Source organism: Stenotrophomonas sp. AG209 (assembly GCF_003550055.1).
Taxonomy (GTDB): domain Bacteria; phylum Pseudomonadota; class Gammaproteobacteria; order Xanthomonadales; family Xanthomonadaceae; genus Stenotrophomonas.
Window position 1 is genome coordinate 770,731 of record NZ_QXDB01000001.1, and the last position, 21,227, is coordinate 791,957.

General features: G+C 63.5%; 24 protein-coding genes. 7 read left to right on the forward strand and 17 right to left on the reverse strand.

Annotated elements, in window-relative coordinates:
* The first annotated feature begins 73 nt into the window (after positions 1–73).
* Positions 74–967: a mechanosensitive ion channel domain-containing protein gene (locus tag DFO63_RS03565; protein ID WP_014037624.1), complete on the forward strand. Its 894-nt coding sequence runs from the start codon at positions 74–76 to the stop codon at positions 965–967.
* 87 nt (positions 968–1,054) lie between these two features.
* On the opposite strand, the gene DFO63_RS03570 is transcribed toward DFO63_RS03565, so the two are convergent.
* The 5 genes from DFO63_RS03570 to DFO63_RS03590 form a co-directional block, all read right to left on the reverse strand.
* On the reverse strand, positions 1,055–2,170 hold the full coding sequence (locus DFO63_RS03570; protein ID WP_119006449.1) for an alkene reductase: 1,116 nt from the start codon (positions 2,168–2,170) through the stop codon (positions 1,055–1,057).
* Between the two features lie 208 nt (positions 2,171–2,378).
* The gene (locus DFO63_RS03575) at positions 2,379–3,251 is read right to left on the reverse strand and encodes an EcsC family protein (RefSeq protein ID WP_119006450.1); all 873 of its coding nucleotides are present in this window, start codon (positions 3,249–3,251) and stop codon (positions 2,379–2,381) included.
* A gap of 113 nt (positions 3,252–3,364) precedes the next feature.
* Entirely contained in the window at positions 3,365–3,937 is a 573-nt protein-coding gene (gene orn, locus DFO63_RS03580; protein ID WP_119006451.1) for an oligoribonuclease, read from the reverse strand.
* Between the two features lie 74 nt (positions 3,938–4,011).
* Positions 4,012–4,536, reverse strand: coding sequence for a tRNA adenosine(34) deaminase TadA (gene tadA / locus DFO63_RS03585; RefSeq protein ID WP_119006452.1), 525 nt, complete (start codon positions 4,534–4,536; stop codon positions 4,012–4,014).
* 75 nt (positions 4,537–4,611) lie between these two features.
* Positions 4,612–4,971 (reverse strand): helix-turn-helix domain-containing protein, encoded by a 360-nt coding sequence (locus DFO63_RS03590; protein ID WP_014037629.1) that lies wholly within the window; start codon positions 4,969–4,971, stop codon positions 4,612–4,614.
* 78 nt (positions 4,972–5,049) lie between these two features.
* Between DFO63_RS03590 and DFO63_RS03595 the strand changes: the two genes are divergently transcribed.
* The 3 genes from DFO63_RS03595 (at position 5,050) to DFO63_RS03605 (ending at position 6,587) form a co-directional block, all read left to right on the forward strand.
* Positions 5,050–5,817, forward strand: a complete 768-nt coding sequence (locus DFO63_RS03595; RefSeq protein WP_119006453.1) for an NAD(P)H-dependent oxidoreductase — start codon at positions 5,050–5,052, stop codon at positions 5,815–5,817.
* A gap of 68 nt (positions 5,818–5,885) precedes the next feature.
* Complete coding sequence (locus DFO63_RS03600) at positions 5,886–6,323, forward strand: acetyltransferase (RefSeq protein ID WP_049444276.1); 438 nt, start codon at positions 5,886–5,888, stop codon at positions 6,321–6,323.
* Between the two features lie 57 nt (positions 6,324–6,380).
* Entirely contained in the window at positions 6,381–6,587 is a 207-nt protein-coding gene (locus tag DFO63_RS03605) for a hypothetical protein (RefSeq protein WP_049444278.1), read from the forward strand.
* A 12-nt stretch (positions 6,588–6,599) separates the two neighbouring features.
* On the opposite strand, the gene DFO63_RS03610 is transcribed toward DFO63_RS03605, so the two are convergent.
* Positions 6,600–7,106 carry an N-acetyltransferase gene (locus DFO63_RS03610; RefSeq protein ID WP_049444279.1) on the reverse strand — a complete coding sequence of 169 codons (507 nt, stop codon included), beginning with the start codon at positions 7,104–7,106 and terminating at the stop codon, positions 6,600–6,602.
* 261 nt (positions 7,107–7,367) lie between these two features.
* Between DFO63_RS03610 and DFO63_RS03615 the strand changes: the two genes are divergently transcribed.
* Genes DFO63_RS03615 through DFO63_RS03625 form a run of 3 tightly spaced genes read left to right on the forward strand, consistent with a single transcriptional unit; the run spans position 7,368 to position 10,046 of the window.
* Complete coding sequence (locus tag DFO63_RS03615) at positions 7,368–8,024, forward strand: hypothetical protein (RefSeq protein ID WP_259337397.1); 657 nt, start codon at positions 7,368–7,370, stop codon at positions 8,022–8,024.
* Positions 8,025–8,067: 43 nt separating this feature from the next.
* On the forward strand, positions 8,068–8,721 hold the full coding sequence (locus DFO63_RS03620) for a hypothetical protein (protein WP_119006455.1): 654 nt from the start codon (positions 8,068–8,070) through the stop codon (positions 8,719–8,721).
* A complete protein-coding gene (locus tag DFO63_RS03625) occupies positions 8,718–10,046 on the forward strand; it encodes an XVIPCD domain-containing protein (protein WP_119006456.1) in 1,329 nt (442 codons plus the stop codon). Before DFO63_RS03620 ends, DFO63_RS03625 begins: the two co-directional genes overlap by 4 nt.
* A gap of 54 nt (positions 10,047–10,100) precedes the next feature.
* Here DFO63_RS03625 and DFO63_RS03630 read toward each other — a convergent pair whose 3' ends face one another.
* The 11 genes from DFO63_RS03630 to DFO63_RS03680 all read right to left on the reverse strand — a co-directional run bounded on the left by DFO63_RS03630 (position 10,101) and on the right by DFO63_RS03680 (position 21,151).
* Positions 10,101–10,946, reverse strand: coding sequence for a hypothetical protein (locus DFO63_RS03630; protein WP_233490786.1), 846 nt, complete (start codon positions 10,944–10,946; stop codon positions 10,101–10,103).
* Positions 10,947–11,467: 521 nt separating this feature from the next.
* Positions 11,468–12,475, reverse strand: coding sequence for an XVIPCD domain-containing protein (locus DFO63_RS03635; protein ID WP_101765715.1), 1,008 nt, complete (start codon positions 12,473–12,475; stop codon positions 11,468–11,470).
* Between the two features lie 57 nt (positions 12,476–12,532).
* The gene (locus DFO63_RS03640) at positions 12,533–13,069 is read right to left on the reverse strand and encodes a hypothetical protein (RefSeq protein WP_101765716.1); all 537 of its coding nucleotides are present in this window, start codon (positions 13,067–13,069) and stop codon (positions 12,533–12,535) included.
* Between the two features lie 360 nt (positions 13,070–13,429).
* Entirely contained in the window at positions 13,430–13,753 is a 324-nt protein-coding gene (locus tag DFO63_RS03645) for a DUF4189 domain-containing protein (protein WP_101765717.1), read from the reverse strand.
* 218 nt (positions 13,754–13,971) lie between these two features.
* Positions 13,972–14,511 carry a DUF4189 domain-containing protein gene (locus DFO63_RS03650; protein ID WP_119006457.1) on the reverse strand — a complete coding sequence of 180 codons (540 nt, stop codon included), beginning with the start codon at positions 14,509–14,511 and terminating at the stop codon, positions 13,972–13,974.
* A 506-nt stretch (positions 14,512–15,017) separates the two neighbouring features.
* A complete protein-coding gene (locus DFO63_RS22295) occupies positions 15,018–15,428 on the reverse strand; it encodes a DUF4189 domain-containing protein (protein ID WP_310648402.1) in 411 nt (136 codons plus the stop codon).
* A gap of 437 nt (positions 15,429–15,865) precedes the next feature.
* Positions 15,866–16,024: a hypothetical protein gene (locus DFO63_RS22300; protein WP_223224464.1), complete on the reverse strand. Its 159-nt coding sequence runs from the start codon at positions 16,022–16,024 to the stop codon at positions 15,866–15,868.
* A 42-nt stretch (positions 16,025–16,066) separates the two neighbouring features.
* Positions 16,067–16,615 carry a DUF4189 domain-containing protein gene (locus DFO63_RS03665; protein WP_223224465.1) on the reverse strand — a complete coding sequence of 183 codons (549 nt, stop codon included), beginning with the start codon at positions 16,613–16,615 and terminating at the stop codon, positions 16,067–16,069.
* 33 nt (positions 16,616–16,648) lie between these two features.
* The gene (locus tag DFO63_RS03670; protein WP_119006458.1) at positions 16,649–17,794 is read right to left on the reverse strand and encodes a type IV secretion system protein; all 1,146 of its coding nucleotides are present in this window, start codon (positions 17,792–17,794) and stop codon (positions 16,649–16,651) included.
* A 61-nt stretch (positions 17,795–17,855) separates the two neighbouring features.
* Positions 17,856–18,707, reverse strand: a complete 852-nt coding sequence (locus tag DFO63_RS03675) for a hypothetical protein (RefSeq protein ID WP_101765720.1) — start codon at positions 18,705–18,707, stop codon at positions 17,856–17,858.
* Positions 18,704–21,151, reverse strand: coding sequence for a VirB4 family type IV secretion/conjugal transfer ATPase (locus tag DFO63_RS03680; RefSeq protein WP_101765721.1), 2,448 nt, complete (start codon positions 21,149–21,151; stop codon positions 18,704–18,706). The genes DFO63_RS03675 and DFO63_RS03680 overlap by 4 nt, the downstream gene beginning before the upstream one ends.
* Positions 21,152–21,227: the final 76 nt, after the last annotated feature.

Genomic DNA, 21,227 nt, shown 5'->3' on the forward strand with positions numbered 1-21,227 from the left:
CGGGGCTTCGTGTTTCTGGCGTCCACGTACGCCCTGCCCCACGCAGACTTCCCCCGCAGCAAAGGATTTCCGCATGATCGTCGCCGCCGCACCCGCTCCCGCCGCAACGCCCTGGTTCCACTCGCTCGATTGGGAACGCCTGCTGGAGACCTACGGCGTGCCATTGCTGGCCGCGATCGTGGTGCTGCTGGTCGGCATGTGGGTGGCACGACGCCTGTCCAACGCGATGCCACGCGCCACCGCGCGCATGGGCGTGGACCCGATGCTGGGCAATTTCCTGCGCAACGTGGTGTACGCCGCGTCGCTGGTGATCGTGGTGGTGCTGGCGATCGGCACGCTGGGCGTGCAGATCACCCCGCTGCTGGCCGTACTTGGCACCGCCGGCCTGGCGGTAGGCCTGGCGCTGAAGGATTCGCTGTCCAACATCGCCTCGGGCGTGATGCTGGTGACGCTGCGCCCGTTCCGCGTCGGTGATGTGGTGACGGTGGCCGGACAGACCGGCACGGTGCGCGAAGTGCGCATCTTCCAGACCGTCATCACCGGTGCCGACAACCAGCACACCACCATTCCGAACACGTTGATCACCGCCGCGCCGATCATCAACCTGACCGCCGAGCCGACCCGCCGCGTCGAACTGGTGGTGGGCATCGGCTATGAAGACAACATCCAGCTGGCGCGCGACACCGCGCTGGCGCTGATGAAGGCCGACCCGCGCGTGTTGCAGACGCCGGCACCGGACGTGGTGGTGTACGAGCTGGGCGCGCACGCGATCAATCTTGGCATCCGCTGCTACGTGAAGTCGGCCGACTGGTTCGGTACCAAGGTCACGCTGCTGGAACAGCTCAAGCTGGGCTTCGACAAGGCCGGCATCAACATCCCGTATCCGCAGCAGGACATGCACCTGTACCTGCATGGCAAGGATGGCGGCGTGGTCGAGGCCGACGCGCTGGTGCGCGACAAGCCCTGATCCGACACAGAAATGCCGGCCAGCGGCCGGCACTACCCTGCCCCGCGCGCCCCGGTAGTGCCGGCCGCTGGCCGGCAGCCTCCAGGATCAGGCCGCGACGCTCTCTTCCAGCGTCGCGTAATCGGTGAACCCGACCGCACCACCGCCGAAGAACGTCGCCCGATCCGGCGGATTCAATTCCGCACCCAGACGCAGGCGCTCCGGCAGGTCCGGGTTGGCGATGAACGGGCGACCGAAGCCGATCAGGTCGGCCCAGCCTTCCGCCAGTGCCTGCTCGGCGCGCTCGGCGGTGTACTTGCCGGCGTAGATCAGGGTGCCCGGGTAGACCATGCGCAGCGCCTGCTTGAAGGCCACCGGCATCGGCGGTGCATCGTCCCAGTCGGCTTCGGCGATGTGCAGGTAGCCCACGCCCAGCGCACCCAGCAGGTGCGCCGCGGCCAGGTAGGTAGCCTGCGGCGTATCGTCCACCGCGCCCTGCAGCGTCGTCAGCGGCGCCAGGCGCACGCCCACACGATCACCGCCCGTCACCGCGGTCACCGCCTCCACGACCTCGCGCAGGAAACGCAGCCGGTTCTGCAGCGAGCCGCCATAGCCGTCGCTGCGCTGGTTGGCCTGCGAGTCGATGAACTGGTTGATCAGGTAGCCATTGGCCCCGTGCAGCTCGACGCCATCGAAGCCGGCGGCCAGTGCATTGCGGGCGGCCTGGGCATAGTCGGCGATGATGCCCGGAATCTCGTCCTCGGCCAGCGCGCGCGGCATCGAGTGCTGGATCATTTCACCCACGCCCGCTTCCGGGCCTGCGCCGGTGGGGTCGACAAATACCTTCGCGCCCTCGGCCAGCAGCGCCGACGACGACACCGGCGCGGCGCCGCCGGGCTGCAGGGCCACGTGCGAGACCCGGCCCACATGCCACAGCTGGGCGTAGATGCGGCCGCCAGCGGCGTGCACCGCATCGGTCACCCGGCGCCAGCCCTGCACCTGTTCCGGGCTGTGGATGCCCGGGGTCCAGGCATAACCCTGGCCCTGCGGGCTGATCTGGGTGCCTTCGCTGACGATCAGGCCGGCACTTGCGCGCTGCGCGTAATACGCGGCCATATCCGCGGTGGCGACGTTGCCGTGCGCTGCACGCGAGCGTGTCATCGGCGGCATCACGATGCGGTTGGGCAACGTCAGCGCGCCCAGGCGGTGGGGGGTGAACATCATGGCGGCAATCTCTTGCGGGGGGGAGTGCCGCAAAGGATGGGGATGCCGACTGCCATGCAACAGGCATGCGCCGGCAAAACAATTGTTCCCCCGAGGCAAGGATGGCCGCCCAGGGGTCAGAGCCCCTTCCTGCGGAACGGGATCCGACCCCGCGCGCAACCGGGGTCGGATCCCATTGCAACGCAAAGGACTCTGACCCCAGTACCGATTACAGCGTCGGCTCAATCTTGACCGCGCCATGTGCCACGCGGTCATAGCAGCTGCGCACCACGTCTTCCCCGTACTTGAGCTCCAGCCGACGCACAATGAAGTGGCCGCGCGCCATGTCCTGGTAGTAATCGGTGAACATGGTATTCAGTGTTGCACCTGCGGCCGCACCGACGATCGGCACCGCCTGCGCGGCGAATTTCTCGGTAACCACTACGCCAAAGCGCGCCGCCACCTTCTCCACCATCTTCGCCAGCAGCTTGCCAGCTTCCTTCGGCGCCACGCCCAGGGTCAGGTCGCGGCCGGTCACCACGCGCCCGGCCAGTTCGGCCGACAGATGGCGCATCACGTCGGTGGTGAAGCCGCGGGCCAGGTAGTAGCCGGTCTCGCTGGCATCATCGCGCGGCGAGTTGCCGCCCAGCGCGAACACCTCCAGGCAGGCCTGGCGGGTGCTGAATTCGGACAGGTCGAAACCCTCGCTGCGGGCCACGTCCGCCACCGCGCGCATCATGATGGTGGTCGACACCGGCAGCTCGATGAACAAGGCCGCGAAGCCGAAGGCCCCGCCGACCGCACCCGAGGTGGCTGCCGCCAGCTTGTGCCAGCGGGTGGACGCTCCCTTGCCAGGTGAGTTGTCCATGCTCCACAGGGCCGCCTGCGCCGACTTGGACAGCGCCGCCTGCACCGCCCCGTGGATGCGGCCGGAGACCGCCTTGGGCAGCGCCTTCACCGCGAACTCCAGCGGCGTGCCGACCAGGTTGGCCATGCGCGCGGTCAGGGTCGGCGCTTCAAGCAAGGCCACCGCCCGCTGCAGGTCGGACCAGTCGCGGGCGTCGTGGGCAATGTCGCGGGGAAGCAGGATGGGCTCGTTCATGGCGCTGATCTTAGCGCCGGATGGTTGAACGGTTCGTCGCGGGAGTCAGGGCCCTTTCCGCTGGAAAGGGGGCCGCCCCCGTGGGATTGCCGGCCAGCGGCCGGCGCTACCGGTCAAGAGGTCGGCAGGCCCGACAGCGCGCCCATGAACTGGCGGTAGTGGCGCAGCTCGGCGATCGAATCGTGCACGTCGCTCAGCGCGGTGTGATTGCTGTTCTTGCCGACGCCAGCGGCCACGTTCGGCGCCCAGCGCTTGGCCAGTTCCTTCACCGTGGACACGTCCAGGTTACGGTAGTGGAAGTACTTCTCCAGGCGCGGCATCTGGCGGTGCAGGAAGCGGCGGTCCTGGCAGATGGAGTTGCCGCACATCGGCGACAGGCCGGCCGGAATCCACTGCGCCAGGAAGTTCACTGTCTGTGCCTCGGCCTGGCCGAGGGTGGTGGTGCTGTCCACCACGCGCTGCCACAGGCCTGAACGGCGATGCTGGTTGCGGTTCCACTCATCCATCGCTTCCAGGGTTTCAAGCGGGTGGTGGATGGCGAACTCCGGACCTTCGGCCAATACGTTCAGCTGGGCATCGGTGACCACGGTGGCGATCTCGATGATCGAATCGTTGTCGGTATCCAGCCCGGTCATTTCCAGGTCGATCCAGATCAGTCGTTCGTTGGCCGCGCCGTTGTCCGCCATGTGTCGCCTCGTTGCTGGGCAGGCGCGCGGCCTACCGGTGAAGGAAAGAGGCGCCCATCATACCCGTTCGCCCCTCAGGCCTCGCCGGCATGGTCTTCCAGCAGCAGCGGCGGCTTGCCACGCTTGGCACGGAAATAGTTGGTCAGGCGCATGCTGGCCTCCTTGGCCAGCACCCCGCCGTGGATCTCGACGCGGTGGTTGTGGCGGGTATCGCCGAGCAGGTCGAACACGCTGCCGCAGGCCCCGGTCTTGGGGTCGCTGGCGCCGTAGACCAGGCGCGAGACGCGTGCATGCACGATCGCCATCGCGCACATCGCACAGGGCTCCAGGGTCACGTACAGGGTGCTGCCAAGCAACCGGTGGTTGGCCAGCAACCTGCCACCGGCGCGCATGGCTACGATCTCGGCATGCGCACTGGGGTCGTGCGAGGCGATGTTGAGGTTCCAGCCCTCGCCCAGCAGCTGGCCATCGGCGCTCACCAGTACCGCACCGACCGGGATCTCGTCGAACTCGCGCTGCGCACGCTCGGCCAGCGCCAGCGCATGGCGCATCCAGCGTTCATCGGCGTCGTGCACCGGTACACCCAGGGCATCGGTCATGGCGGTTCTCGCGTGTCTACAGGGCCAGGATGGCCGCCGGGGCCGCATTGTACGCCCGGGGCCGTGCAGGCGCCGCTAACGCGCGTCGAAGCGCTCGCGGGCGGCGTCCAGCGCCGGGAAATTGTGCTCTGCCCAACGGTCCAGCGCGGTCAGGGTGTCTACCAGGCTGCGCGCAACCTCGGTCAACCGGTATTCGACATGCAGCGGCTTGCTCCCCAGATCGCAGCGCTCCACCAGGCCGTTGCGCTCCAGCTGCCGCAGGGTCTGCGTCAGCACCTTCTGCGAGATGCCTTCGATCTTCCGCAGCAGTGCGCCGTTGCGTTGCGGGCCCTGCGCCAACGCTGGCAACAGCAGCATCACCCACTTGCCGGAGATCAGCGCCAGCGCATCGCGTGCCGAGCAATCGGCGGCATAGACATCGCCCGGATAGGCCATGGTTACCTCAAGGTGCGTAATTGCCGGGGCACTCCGGCATCGCGAGGATGGTCGCACACTCCCCCAACACCTCGCCCCATGCGCGCCCTGATCCTGCTTGCCCATCCCGAACCCCGCTCGTTCAACGCCCATCTGGCCGCGCAGGCCGCCGAGCAGCTGCGGCGTGACGGTGTGCAGGTGGAGGCAATCGATCTGTATGCGGAAGGCTTCGATCCATTGGAAGCCGCATACCACCATCCTCAGCGCCTGCAGCGCGAACGCTTCGATGCCCAGCGCGAACAACGCCACAGCGCCGAGCATGATCTTCTGCCCACCGACGTGCGCCGCCACCTGCAGCTGCTGCAGGCCACTGACCTGCTGATCCTGCAGTTCCCGCTGTGGTGGTTCGCGGCACCGGCCATCCTCAAGGGCTGGCTGGACCGCGTGCTGGTCTACGGGCCGATGTACAACAGCCGCCAGCGCCACGAGCACGGCGTGATGCGCGGCAAGCGCGCGTTGCTGAGCATCACCACCGGCTCATCGGCACGGGCCTGCGCCGTCGACGGCCGCGAGGGTGATACCCGGTTGTTGCTGTGGCCGTTGATGTACAGCCTGCGCTACGTCGGCTTCGACGTGATGGAACCGCATGTGGTGCATGGTGTGCGTTCCGGGCTGGCACCGGAGCGCGTGCAGGCGCACGACGAGGCATTGGCTGCGGCCGCCGATTGCTACTGCGAACGACTCGCGCAATGGCCGCAGTGGCCCACCGTGCCTTTCAACGACAGCGGAGATTTCGAGGACGGCGTGGTGCTGCGCGCAGAGGCCACAGCCTACAGCCCCTTCATCCGCCATCGCCACACCGGGTGAATCCACTTCTGCAGGCGCCGCCGGAAAACTTCATACTGCGCATTCCTGTCAAGCACCTTGGTGAACCCATGACCACCCTGCGCCCCTCGCGCGCCGACGACGGCACCGCCCTCGTCGACCTCTGGCGCCGCGCCGTCGACGCCACCCACGATTTCCTCAGCGCCGAAGACCGTCAGGCCATCGATGCCGAAGTGGCTGCCTTCCTGCCACAGGCGCCGATGACCGTTGCCGTCGATGCGCAGGATCGGCCCTTGGGCTTCATGCTGATCGACGGCACACACATGGAAGCGCTGTTCATCGATCCCGACGTGCGCGGCACTGGTATCGGTCGGCAGCTGTTGCAGCACGCACTCGCCCTGCATCCGCAGCTGAGTACCGACGTCAACGAACAGAACGCGCAGGCCGTTGGCTTCTACGTCCGCATGGGCTTCGTCGAAACCGGCCGCTCACCGCTCGATTCGCAGGGCCGTCCGTATCCCCTGATCCATCTCCGGTACAACGCCTGACATCCATCGGCAGCAGCCACGTGCTAGCGTGGCTGCTTTCGGAGAGGAGTGCCGTGCATGGACGGTGGCAGAGCCCTGCTGACCCTGTTCGCGCTGGGAATCAGTCTGGTATGGATCCTGGTGCCGTTCGCGATCTTCGCGGTGCGCAATCTGCTGCGCGAGCTGTTGGCCGAGCAGCGTCGCACCAATGAACTGCTTGAACACATCGGCGGCTACCGCATTCCCAAGCCGCAACCCGAGCCCACCGTCTGGCGTGCGCCCTGACCTCCCGCATGCTCAGGCGGTGGCTTCAAAGGCCGTGGAATAGCTCACCTCGCCCTGCGCCATCGGCGGCCGCAGGCACAGCGCCTGGAAGTACTCTGGCGGAACACCCGGCAGCACCAGGCCCGGCTCGGCGCGGAACCCGAACCGTCCGTAATACGCGGGCTCCCCCAGCAAGACACAGCCCTGCGCACCCTGCTCACGCAATGCGTCGAGCGCCGCGTGCATCAGCGCCGCGCCAATGCCCTGCCCCTGCCATCCGGGCAGCACCGAGATGGGCCCCAGGCCAAACCAGCCGGTGCTGCCATCGCTGATCGTCACCGGCGACAGCGCGATGTGGCCGACCACCTGCCCTTGCCGCTCGGCGACCAGCGAAATGCTCAGCTCTCCGCGTGCACGCAGCGCGTCGACGATGAACTGCTCGGTGTGGCTGCTGTGCGGGGCTTCGCGGAAGGCCGCCTCGGTGAGTGCATGGATGACCGCGTGGTCTTCGCGGGTTTCGGGGCGGATCGTGCAGTTCAAGGAGAACGCCTTTGATGAAGTGATGGACATGTGAATGATCGGTTTCCGTCACGGATTCAGCTACGAACCTGCGTCCGGCAGCAGAGCCAACGCGACGATGGGATGCCCTGTGCGGCAAGCGATCTGCCGGCGCGGCTCGCCCTGGGCGCGTCAAAAATCCGTCTCGAGGGGTGGCACAGGGCTCCCGGCACGCTCCATAATCGAGAAACCTGCCACCCAGGAAGGATATATGGACATGGACGCACGATGCAGGATCGGGCCATGGGTGTAGCACACCGCGCACACAGGGGACGGCCATTGCTGGCATTGCTCACCCTCCTCCCGTTGGCGGCGTGCTCGCCGTACGCCGATGCCGAGCGTGACGTCGACGCGGGTGGACGCGGCCTGGCCAAGCTCAACCCGGCCCCGAAGCAGGCCTATGAGCTGGTGCTGACACTGAAGAACGCACCGGGCCCGTTCGCGATTGTTGAGGGCGTGGCCCAGTATGACGCCAGCAACTACGCAGATTGTGGGCGGATCTTACCCGCGACAAGCACTGCGGGCCGCATCACCAGCCAAGAGCCCGTCACGCTGCGCAAGATCGGCGAGAACGAGTATCGCGGCACGTTCTACTTCGACCGTATGCAGGACGAGGACTACTACGGGCGTGGCGTCTGCCATTGGTCGCTGACGGGTGTTGGCACGATGCTGCGCGCCACGACCGGCAAGGCGGATACGCGATTCCTGACGTATTTCAGAAAGGAACGCATGAACGCCGAATCGCCATTGACTCTCTACTATCCGAAGGCTGCCTATCCTCGCGCCGAACTTGCTGCCAACTATCCTGCAAGTGGCAAGGAAGATCCGTCAGCGTACAAAGAAGAGCTGCGCGACGCGCTGTTCTCGACCACCACCACTGTGCAGAAGCTCGCGCCATGAACTGCCAGTGTCACATTTACCTCTATCCCCAAGGAGGCCGACATTGCGCCACAAGATGATTCCGTGCCTTGCTCTGCTTCTGTTGACCGCCTGCCATCCGGAGACCGCCATGAACCAGGAACGTGCCGCTGCTGAAGCCGATGTCGCCCAGGGTGGGCGCGGGCTCGCAAAGCTCAACCCCAGCCCGCGCAAGGCCTATGAACTGGTGCTGCGCCTGAAGGATGCCCCCGGCGATTTCGCTCTGGTCAAGGGCGTGGCTCAGTACGACGTCACCAACGAAGACCAGTGCGGCCACATCGAGCCAGCCACCGGTACGGCTGCTCGCATTACCAGCCAGGAGCCAGTGGAGCTGCGCAAGGTCGCCGATGGCGAGTACCGGGGCACGCTGTATGTGGACCGCATGCTGGATGAAGACTACTACGGTCGTGGCGTGTGCAAGTGGGAGTTCACCGGTGCCGGGGCAATGCTGAAGGCAACGGGCGCTGAAGAAGAGACCCGCTTCCTCACCTTCGTTGACGCCAAGCCGCTGACCGAAGGTGGCGCGCATACGCTCTACTATCCGGATCTGGTCTATCCGAAGGCAGATCGCGTTCCGAATTTCCCCGCCAGCGGCGAGCCCGATCGCAGCAATTACGCCCCTGATCTTCAGGACAAGCTGTTTACGATCACCCTCTCCGCAAGTGAGGTGGCGCCGTGACCATCACCTCCCAGGATTACGCCGCGTTATCTGATGACGCCTACAAGGATCGGGCCGTCGGCCGACGTGAACCCGGCCAGGAAGAGAAGGTCACGTTAAACGGCCATGAGTACAAGATACTTGAGCATGTCAACAATCGTCTCAACGGCTATCAAGGTACTGTCTATCAGCGCGTAGACAGCAAAGAGATCGTCATTGCGCATCGTGGCACCGAGCAGATAGCTCGCGATGCGATTCTGACCGATGGCGGCATGGTGGTTGCGCGCACCAACGTGCAGGCGCCCGACGCGATTGCCTTGACACAGAGGACGCTTGAAGGCGTCGCGCTTCAATCGCGCTTGAACGGTGTACCCGCCCCCCAGGTCACCGTCACCGGCCACTCTCTCGGCGGCGCCCTGGCCCAGATCACCTCGCACCACTTCAACGTCAAGGGCGAGACCTTCAACGCCTATGGCGCGGTCAGCCTCAGCTACCGCATCCCGGAAGGCGGCAACACCATGATCAACCACGTCATGGCCTCCGATCCGGTCAGCTCGGCCTCGCCGCACTTCGGCCAGGTGCGCATCTATGCCAAGCCGGATGAGATCAAGACACTCGCCGCAAACGGCTTCAGCAATCACCCGATGCGCGCCCTCATCCCGGACAGCCCGCTCGTCGCGGCGGGAAGCTCGTTCGGCGCGCACAAGCTGGGCAACTTCCTCGGCGACGGCTCAGTGCTGAAACATCCGGAAACGCAGAAGCTGGCAAAAGACAACGCCAGGATGATCGAGGAGTACCGCGACGATGTCGAATCACTGCGTCGTGGTGTCACCCGCGCGGCACGCGGCATTCCGGGCGGCGCCGTCGATCTGTACGACCATATCCGCGGCCCGCTGCAGCCCGGTGAGCCGGCACGCCGCGAAGCAGAGAAGAACGGCCATCACACCAGCATGCTGCGCATGGACGATGCCAACCATCTTGGCAATCCCTTGTTCAACGATGCGATCCGCGGCGTGCACGCGCAGGACGTGCGCGTCGGACGCGTGCCGGACGTAATGAGCACGCAGCTGGCAGGCAGCCTGGCTGCCGAAATGCACGCGGCAGGCGGTAAGCGCATCGACGACGTGGTGATGAATGCCGATGCCTCGCGCAGCTTCGCCGTGCAGGGCCAGGGCGGTGATCCCGCCCACCTGCGCGTGTCGGTGGATACGGCGGTAGCAATGAACACACCGCTGGAACAGAGCAGCCAGCGCATCGACCAGCAGGCCGCAGGCCAGCGCCTTGAACTGGAGCGCGACCAACAGCTGGAGCAGCAGCAGAATCAGACTCGCAGCCTGCAGGCCTGACGGACAGCACGGGAGCCGGTCATTCCGGCTCCCGCTTCAGCTCGACACCGCGCCTCAGGGGCTGGAGGCTGCGATCGCTCCAGACCCATTGGCGGTCACGAACAGATCCGGCCCGGAATCCGGGAATCCACCACAGGCGCGATCGCCTGGTGCCACCGGATCGCAGGGCCATTGCGCACGCGCCACCTTCTCTCGCAGCTCGAAGCGATCACCGGTCCAGACCACGAACGCGATGTGCTCGCGGTTCCAGTCGCTGTAGGCACGCGGACTGCCCTTCTGCGCCGACTCGGGGTACTGCACGAACCAGCGCATGGCCGGACCGTACTGCAACTTGCTGTGGTCCAGGCTGATCCGGCCCTCGCGCGACAGCTGGCGCGCACGTTCAGCCTCCGTCACCTGGGGCATGGCCGGCATGGCATCGGCGGTCACATCCCTCGGCGCGGCGTCCCCACGCACCTGGTACACGCGCTGGGCCATATAGGCCTCGCGGCAGTCACCCGCTGGCACACGTACCGGCTCCGCGCCGTACTCATCGGGGTTGGCGACCCGGTCGCTGCAGGTGAACGGCGCTGACACCAGATAGAACGTGCTGTCGGCGTCGCGCCCTTCCAGCGAACGCACCCAGATGTCACCCATCCGCACGATGAAGTCCGGGCGCTGGCCGTAGCCCGGCACGGCCTTGAACCAGGCCTTCTGCTGTACCTCTCGCTCGCGCCAGCTGCGCGGCAGGTGGATGTCCTGCTGGGGCAGCGCGACCAGCATCGCAGCCAGATGCGCCGGCATCGTGCCCTGGCAGGCGCCGATCAGCAGGTCGCCCTGGGTCGCCAGGCGCCCGGCCAGATCCACCGGGCAGCGGGCACCAAGCGCACGCTCGGTCGCCTGCTCGGGCGGCAACGGCACGATGGCCAATGCAGGCGGTGCCGGCGCTACCGCCGGGACCGTTGGTTCGACGACGGCAGGCGATGCAGCCACAGGCGCCGCCGCTGCGGGCGGAACGGGCGCAGGCGCCGGTTCCGCAGTCGGCGCCGGTTGCGCGTCCACCACAGGTGTCGCAGGAGGTGTCACGGCAACCGGTACTTCGGGAGCCGGTGCCACGACCACAGCTTCGGCCGCCATGGGTGCTGCAACGGGCGCCGCCCCTGCAGGCGCGTCAACGGTTGCCTCTGCAGCGAGGGGCGTCTCCACGGCGGGTGCCGCCGCCTCCTGAGCCTGTGCCGACGCTGCGGCAAGTCCAAGTGACAGCAGCCAGAGCGGCGGCAGGCGGCGCATGGATGCATTGCAGCGGGCAGCGGCGTGCCGGGCATTCGAGGGAACGATTCGCATGTGGTGTCCTTACAAGTGGGTTTCCATGTCGGCGCCACGGGGGCGCCACGCGTCGTACGTAGATCGCCAGCGGGCACCCCGCCCGCCGGCGTCAGGTGTTACAGGGATCGCGAACGCTGCTCGTGCTCGCGGGCAAGCGCAGCCGCCGGGTCCTGCTGCGCAACGCTGGCGGCCAACTGCTGGCTGCTCTGCGCCAGCGGCTGCTGCGCCGCCTGTTCGCGATCGACCGATGCGCGCAACATGGCCGGATCGCCCAGCGCGCCCTGCACCGCAAACAGCGTGCGGCCATCATTGCCGGCCAGGAGGTGATCGATGCGCAACATCCCGGCCTTCTGCGCGCTCAGCGCCAGTGCGCCGGCGGCATTGTCAAGCTCCTGCCCACTGCGCAATCCGCTCTGCGGTCCCATCTGCTGCAGGTGCTGGCGCGCCCCCTGGAACAGGCCGTGTCCCGGCTCGCCCGGCTGCGACATGTCGCGCACGGTGGCCTGCTGGGCCGGCGCCCCGACTTCGCCCCGCTCCAGCCGCGCCATCACATCAGGCGTCAGCTTCTGCTGCCACACATCGAATCTCTGCTGGCGGGCCTCGATACCGTTCAGGCCGCCGTTGATCGCACGCGTCGCTTCGCGCACATCCTCGCGCGCCGCCTCGGGTACCCGCGTCTGCCACTGCCAGACCGCAATACGGCCTGCGTGCTCGGGCTGCGCAGCCAGTTCCGGCTGATTCACCAGGTCCAGATCCAGCGCCTTGCCGGCACGCTCGTAATTCTCCTTGCCGACCAGCGGCAGATAGCCACGTCCGTGATACTTCAGTGCGTCACCGGGCGCGTCATTGCCCATGCGCCCGCCATACATCAGTTCGGCCAGGTTCTCCGGCCGCCCACGCAGCGCCTCCTGGCGGGCGCTCTCAAGCGCGCCATTGCCATTGCGCCACGCCGCTTCCACCGGGATCTGCGAGATACCCCGGGTGAAGTTGAAACTTTCATTGAGCCGGCTCAGGCCACGGGACTCGTGCCCGGCCTGCGCCATGAAGTTGGCCAGTTCCCGGGACGAGGTCATGCCGGCCTCCGTGGCCTGCCGCAACAGCTGCGACTCTCTATCCTGCGACACGGTGCAACTCCTGAATCTTCATCAGCGCGGATTCCCTTCCGCCGGTTGGAGCTTTGCTCATGGAAGCGACACCTCGGCGACACTGGACGGGTCGAAGTCCTCGAACCGCACCCTGCCCAGCTCCGCCACCGAGTAATCACGGACATTGGTCGCTTCGGTCTCGATATCCACGACCTTGCATCTCACCCCGTCCACCCAGCAGGCCTTGTCCGCGGGCGCATAGCGGAACCGGTAGGTGCTGCTCCAGCGCTCGCGGCTACCGCCGTTGGTGATCACGCTGAAGGTGCCTTCCTCGACCATTGCATACGCAAAAGGATCGCCGGCCAGGCCACCTCGGGTGGAACACGGCACCAGCTTGTCGTTGCGCGCAGCCAGCTGCCAGCGCCCGCGCCCGTCACCGCGCAGCAACAGCAGCACCCGGTTGGGTCCGTGCTGGCCAGGCACCAGCCCTTCCGGCGTCGGCTGATCGATGACCAGCAGCTGATACTCGATGCCATCGCCGTTGAGCTCGCCCCTGACGGCTTCCAGCAGGTTCGCACCGGACGGAACAAATGCCAGGGCATCGTCCATGTGTGCGCCAGCCCTGTCTTCCATCCCCTCCCACTCCTTCAATATCGTCTCGCCGATGCTCGCGTCGTAGGCAGGCATAGTGGCGTTGCCCAGTCGCGCCAGTCACCCTGCAGATGCGGATGATAGCTCCGGGAGCACCGTGGCAGCGACGGTGGCAAGCGTCACCCATTGAGCGGGGGGACAGGGTCCTCATGGACGGGAAAGCTCCTGCAATCGGTAGCGCCGAAGCGTCATTTTTCTGACGCCAAGAGAGCTTAGCGCGAGGAGGTCGCTTGCGTCGAAGATCGAAAGCTTGAAATGGCGCTACCAGTCACAAAATTCGGGGCTGCATCCACGAAGCAAGACGGTCGAAGGCGGCGCAACGCCCCCAAATCGCCTGTAGCCTCACGTGCAGTTGTTGAGTAGCAGAGAACAGGCTTTCGCATCGGCATCGATACATTCTCCCACTGCCTTTTCCTCCGCCTCGGGCAGTGTCCCGGCCACTGCAGAATAGGTCTGCTCAACGTCACTGCCACTACTGCGGGCACGGACCACTGCGGCGCACTGGCCAAGCGTGACAGCAGCCACCACTTTGCAGTCACCTGCTCCGCACTGACTGACCGCGGTGTCACGTGCATCACGCTCGTTCAACCCCAAATGGATCGCGGAGCCCTTCGGCGCACTGCCAGCGGCGATCGCGCTCCAAGAGTGGGCGATATTGGCCACCATGCGACTGTTCTTTTCTTTGCGGTGCGGCGTCTGGCTGAGGCCACTCGTGCAATCAGGCGCGCAGCCTGTCTGGCGACTGCCGATGCAGGACCGCTGCCATGCTCGGGAGATTCGTGCTCGGCTGACCGCTTGGGGCACTCAGGCAACGCATTGACTCGACCGGCGCGCGCGTCTCCTGGTATGCCATTGCTCTGATATTCCTTGCCGCACGCCCTTGGTCAAAATTCATCAAACAATGGCTTGGTACAGTTCGAATAGAACACTTCACATCGTCCTGCGCGATCATTGCGGCACATTGCTTCCGACGCGACATGCGCCAACTCGGGGGTAGCCCCTGTCCCAAGTCCCGCACGCCCGGCACCGGATCGCCCACTTGGAATGACCCAGGAAATACACTGATTGAAATAGCTCATGCTGACTGTGCAGTCTCGGGCACCTGAAGCCCCACACTTTGAAACTGCTTCGCGCTCAGCCTCATTCTTGGATCGCAACCCTGTTGAAACCCCGGCATCCTGAGTGCTCTTCGACTCCGCAATTGCCCCCCAGGTCTTGGTCCATTTGCCAGTCGGAGTTGCGAGACGGATCTCAGAGGGGGCAGCGCTTCCAGCGGCACCTCCCGGAATCGGCGCACATCCGCGCGCGCCCTGACCGCCAATAGGGTAATACCCGGGCGGACAATTGCCTTCAGCGAACGCAACTTCGGTCAACAAGAAGAGAAGAAAGAAGAAAAGAATAACCCACCGCTTTGCTCCATTCATAAAACTGTTCTCACTCCCTTCTCACTGGACCAGCCAGACGGTACCGCGATTGACATTTCCTCCATCTCATAGATCGGCTTAGAACAAGCGGAGCAGGCCACTTTACATTGCGCTCCATCAGAGCGCATAGCGAGCCCTGGAACACATATTAAAACCCCTTAGCCCGCCATGGCGATTCTTCGCCCGCCAAATGGGAAATTACTACTTACAATCGCGCCTGCCGCAGAGATTCGACACCCATGATGTGAGCACTAAAAGCACCCACCGCACGAATTTGGCTCCGAATCAGAGGACCTGAATGCCCCCAATTGAACCCAAAGACGCTGGCAACTCCAGTCGCCCGATGACGCACACACGGCGCTGCCGCTTGAGTCCTAACGCGGTACAGCACCCCACGTGGCGCCCCTCGCGTCCTATCGCTCGTAGAAGGCGAATCGCTAATAGCGCCCACCAGCGGCTATTCGGCGTTGCAATCTCCAAGGCTATCAATTAACTATTGAAGAGAACTAGAACTCCTCAAAAATCGGTTTCGTGCAGCTGGCATAGAACTCCACACATTTTCCTGGCTGATCATTCTTGCACATTAACTGGGCCGCAAATAGCGCTCGCTCCGGCGTGGGCCCACCGCCCACGCCCGACTGCCCGCCCCCAGAACGCCCACTTGGAACGACCCAAGAAGCGCACTGATTGAAGTAGGCCAAATCGACCTTGCAGTCACGCGCGCCTCCCGATGCACACTTGGAAAGAGCCTCTTGCTCCTTGACTCTCTTTCCCGTCGACACTCCTGCATCTTGAGTGTTCTTGGAAGACGCTATCGCCCCCCCAGGTTCGCACCCACTTGCCAGTAGGACTGGCAAGCTGAATCTCCGCTGTGGTACCACCTCCACTGGCGGCCCCGGGCATCGGCGCACACCCACGTGCCCCTTGCCCCCCAATCGGGTAGTAACCAGGAGGGCAATTACCTTCGGCAAAGGATTGATACGCTACGCCCAAGATCAAAGAACTGGCGAGAATCGCTTGCGATACAAGAATTTTCATCGCCCGCCACCTCGATCTTTATCATGCATATCGAACTCGCTATGCAGCGCTGCCATTCGCATTTCCTCTAAGCCCAGACGATGGTGGCGGAGAGTCAAAGGCACCCTGCAATCTCGGAGTGACTGCAGAGCCTATACCCATCGATTGAGATTCGTGAGTCGCCGGTGCGTTCGGCTTGTATTGCCCGCAGCCCGTCGAACCCGGCGGCTGACCATTCGGGCCCGGCGATGCTGGCACTGTACTACCGCCTATCTGCGGATATGCCATGAAGCTGCCCAATGTTCCCTAGAAGAACATCGCCGCCGATGGGGCACAGTCAGATCAGCGTGATCAGGATCAAGCCCATGCCGCCTTGCTGCAGTGCCATGCCCGACATACCTTCGCAGAAATTCTCGCCCATCAGCGTACCCGTCAACGTGCTCCCCCAAAAGGCGAACGCAACCTTGGACACCATCCTCATCGCGATGCCGGTCACATCAATGAACCGAAATATCAGGGCTCGACATAAGCCTGCAACTTAGAATTCATCAAATATCGGCTTACTGCAGTCCGAATAGATCTCTTCGCAATATCCCGGCTGATCATTTTTGCACATGGCTTGCGCGTTGAATTTGGCCCTTTCGGGCGTGGGACCAGCTCCAATCCCAGCACGGCCCGCGCCAGAACGCCCCCTTGGAATGACCCACGAGACACACTGATTTTGATACGTGAAGCTAACCGAACAATCAGCAGCACCAGCTGATCTGCATTTTGAGATTGCCTCACGAGAAGCCTCCCCCTTGGATCGCTTACCGACAGAGGTGCCCGCGTCCTGAGTTGCTTTCGATTCAGCAATCGCCCCCCATGTCTTGGTCCATCGCCCAGTAGGAGAGTTTGCGGGCAATTCGGAAATCCCGCCACTCGATGTGCTACTCGGTGCGCCACTTGGAATGGGAGCACAACCTCGGGCGCCCTGACCTCCAATTGGGTAGTACCCTGGCGGACAATTGCCTTCAGCGAACGCAACTTCGGTCAATGAGACGAGAAGAAAGAAGAGAAGAATCACCCATTGCTTTGCTCCATTCATAAAACTGTTCTCACTCCCTTCTCATTGGACCAGCTAGACGGCACCGGAATTCGCATTCCCCCTAAGACCAGAGGCTGACGGCACCGAATCGCCTGCGCCATGCAATCGTGGACTGACCACCTGCCCCACACCACCAGCATCAGCTTGCGTCACAGAAGGCGAACTCGGTTTATAGCTCTGCCCGCCCGTCGAACCCGGCGGCTGACCATTCGGGCCCGGCGATGCCGGCACCGCACTACCGCCTATCTGCGAATATGCCATGAAGCTGCCCAATGTTCCCTGGAAGAACATCGCCGCCATTGGGGGCGCAGTCAGGATCAGAGTGGTCAGGATCAGGCCCATGCCGCCTTGCTGCAGCGCCATGCTCGACATACCTTCGCTGAAATTCTCACCCATCAGCGTACCCGTCAACGTGCTTCCCCAAAAGGCGAACGCAACCTTGGACACCATTTTCATCGCAATGCCGGTCATGGCTGCCAGAACCGCCATGGAGAACATCGTGCCTATGCCGTAGAGCAGCCACTTCTGGAACAGCTGCTTGGTCTGGTCAAACAGCAAGCACAGGATGAACAGTGGCCCCAGGCCGATGAACAACGCCAGCGCGACCTCGTACAGCAGAAGCATTGAGCCAGCCGTGACTGCCGGACCACCCGTGCCCATACCAATGAACCACATGGCACGGGTCTTCGCGTTGTCCAGCGTCACGTCACTCATCACGTCCAGCGCGTCAACGCTGGATAGCGCCAGCTGCATGTACCCCAGGTTCTCATCGATCAGATCCTCCGGTGAGTCCTTCTTCCCGGTCACGACGTAAGTGATCTCGTTCTTCACGTCATTGATGAGAAAGCCATGCATCTCGCGACCGAACATACCCATGGTCGTGGCAACCGACACGATCAGCGCAGCCTTGGCCATGTTGGTCACGAGCACCATCATCGAATCGCGGCTGCGACCGGTGGCGATCCGGAAACCCTGAATCAGCACCCAGAGCGTCATGAGAGTCAGTGCAATGCCACCGACCCACGCCATCATGCGTCCAAGCAGCTTGACGCCGTACTCCGCGATTTCCTTATGCAGGTAATCGAGGATAAGCCGGAAGAACACAAAGTCCCCAATTGAGGATGACGCGTGCAGATTCTGCAGCATGTGCAGGGGGCCTTGCCCCAAGATGCCATCCATCAGCCCAAGATCCATAACTTCACCTAGAATGTGATTGCAGCTCGACCGGAGCAGCGTCTAATCAGTTGGAGAGCGCTGCCTTCAGTGCCGCGGCCTTCACTACGGTACCGAGAGGTGACTGGCCGGTACCCTTCAATGCGCGCTGCGCAAGAATCTGCTGCATCTTGGTCAGCGCCTGAATCTGCTTGTCATACCCTTCAGTCTTCTTTTCCCAGGTCGCAAAATCTGCCTGCATATAGGCATCAGAAACGACTGCATTCGCGGAGGCCTCTGCCATCGCACCCTCGCCGCTCCACAGATCACGGATATCCTTGATCCTGTCCAGCACCCTGCGCATGTCGGGCATCGTCTTCTGCACAACTTCCACGGTCTCGTTGTACTTCTGATTCTCCATGACCTGGATTGCAGCGCAGATGTTGCGCTGCTGGGCCACGATGTCCCCACCCGGGCTCAAGTCCAACGCAGTGAGGATACCGCTCAGGCTCATGATATTGCCGGCGCCGCAGCGCTCGGCGACATTCCACTCAAGCGGAACCGGCTCCAGCTTCACGCCTTGAGGCATCAGTGGCGAGGCGATGATCTGATTGAACTTCGCCAGCTTCTGCGCCCAGTTCTGAGTTGTTTCCAGAAACCGTTGCGCCTGGGTACTGTACTCGAGCAAGGCTTCCCCCTGAGCGGCAAGCGTATGGACCTCAGTCAGCGTGCTGTTGAAGGTATTCAAGCCAACCTCAACCACCGGGATGGTGTATCCCTTCACGGGGAAGCTGAGCAATGCGGCGACGGAAATCGCCATGGCGGTGGAACGGAGCCGGGAGACTGCACTCGGCGTCTTGGCAGTACGGGCAGTGGTTTCCATGTTCTTCTCCATCGAATTCAAAGGGCTTGCTGCGTTCACGTCTGTTGCGACAGTCATGCTGCAACCTCCTTGCTGTTGGATGCGGGCTTTCCGGAGCCCTTGCGGTTCTTGTAGAAATCTTCCAGCCACTGTTCCGGCGTCAGCTCATCCACCGTCACACGTGCACGCACGGCGGCGGTCTGCAGGACACGATGCATGATGTCGATGTTGTCGGTCGACGCCGAGATCACCGACAGGATGTCGTCCATGCCGCGCAGGTTGAGCTGGCAGACACTGGACGCATGACCCTGCTTGACCAGGAAGCAACGCGAGCGCTCGTCCAAGGCGGTAACCACATTGAACTCGGCCTCGGTCAGCTTCAGGCCATCCATGTAGTCGCTCTTGCTGGCGTTCGGGTTCGGCAGCAGGATCAGCGTGGCGGTCTGTTCGATCAGGGCGGCGGAGATATCGCTCTTCAGCGCATCCTCCGGGCTCTGCGTAGCGAAGATGCCCAGACCATTCTGCTTACGGATGGTCTTCTGCTTGTTCTTAGCGAACTCCTTCAGGCCACCTTCGCCGTCCAGGATCTTCCAGAATTCGTCCATCACGTAGATCAGCGGACGGCCGTCGATCAGCGACTCCAGGCGGTGCAGCAGGTAGTTGATGACCGGCACGCGGACTTCTGGGTTGTCGATGATGTCGGTGTAGTCGAAACCGATGATGTTGGCCTTGCTCAGGTCAACGGTATCGATCGGATTATCGAATACCCAGCCCAGCGAATTGCCCGAGGTCCAGCGGCGCATGCGCGCGTAGAGGCCATCGTCACCCATGTTGGGCAGGCTCTTCTGGAAGTTGGTCATGCTGCGCAGGTGCATCGGCGTATCGAGCATGCTTTCCACCGCGCGATAGATGTCTTCTTCCTCGCGGGCGCTGTACTCACGCTTGCCGGCCAAGACCTTGATCAGGTCGGCCAGGAACTGCACGTTGGCTTCGTTGTTCTCGCACTGGAACGGGTTGAAGCCGGTCGGCGCGCCGTTCTCCAGGGCCAGGTAGTTGCCTCCGCAGGCACGCACGAAGATCTCCGCGCCGCGATCCTTGTCGAAGAAGAAGATGGTCGGCGACGGCTCGTACTTCTGCACCTGGCTGAGCAGGAAGTTGATCAGCGCGGTCTTACCGGTACCGGACTTGCCGATCACCATGGTGTTGGCGATCGCCTTCTCGCCCAGCGAGTTTTCCGACGGATGGGTCGCGTGGAAATTGAAGTAGTACGGCTGGCCGTTGGTGGTCTGCAACGTGGTGACGCAGTCGCCCCACGGATTGTTGTGCTGCTTGCCGGTGGCGAAGTTGTGCAGCGGCGACAGGCCCAGGAAGTTCAGCGAACTGACATTGGCCAGGCGAGTGCGGTAGCGCCAGTTACCCGGCAGCTGCGAATAGAAGGACGAGGTAACCGCCAGGTCTTCCTTGGTCGACACAAAACCGGCGTTGGACAGCTCGGCACGGGTCGAGGCGACGTTCTGCGAAAGCTTGGCCTGCGTGTCGCCGTAGACCGCCATGATGAAGTGGTATTCACCCAGCACGAAGTTGCCCGACGACAGCTGATCCATGGCCTGGTCCAGCTCGACGATCTGGCTGACCGCCTTGTCGCCGGAGGAGATCATCATGCCCTTGGTGCGGTCGAGCACCTTCAGCGCATCCTGACGCCCCATCGGGCTGAACGAATGGGTGATGACGTACTCGTAATCCAGGTACTTCAGGCCGTTGAGGATGCCCGGGTAGGTCCCCTCGGCATACTCCTTGATGTTCAGGATGGCGCCAAAATGGTTGGCGCCATTGGGGGTGTTGATCGCAAAATCGCCGGTCTTGGCCGAGAACATGTGGCGGCTGACAGGCAGGTAATCCTTGATCGGCGCCGACAGCACCGGCACCGGCTCATCGATGCGATTGATCAGGTAGCCGAACAGCTCCAGCGTTTCCGAGAACACCACACCGTTCTTGGCTTCGTACATGCCCAGGCGATACGGCGCGTAGTCGCGGATCACGGCCTCGACGTTGCCGGCCAGTTCCATCAGCTTCTCGACCGCCTGTTCCTGCTCGGCGCGCAGCTTGTCTACGTTCGCCGACTTTTCGACAAAGCGCTTACCGGCCACCACCGGGCGGTAGATCATGGTCAGGTACAGCTCGTTCTGCATGATGCGCTGCGAGGACAACATGCCCATGTACTGGTCGGACACGTCCTGGTTGAAGCGCTGCTTGTAGCTGCTCTTGCCCTTCAGCGTGCGGCGGCGACGGATGTCGTGCACCCAGAAAGCGACGTTGACGAAGTCCGGTGCGCGCAGGGTCTGCAGCAGGCGGTTGAACGTGTTGTGGCGATGCTCGAGCTCCCACTCCTCACGGCCGACGAACGGCAGTCCTTCCAGATGCCAGGTCATCAGGTAGTCGCCGCCCGTGGTCTTGACCACGTTCGGAGCGACATGCGACGACAACGGGATGAACTCACTGATGGAGGTGTCAGGGCTGAACATACGACTGCTTCCAAAGAGGTACTGCCAAGGAGTTTCAAGAGACCTGGCGGGCGAGAACGCCCGCCAGGCCGGATCC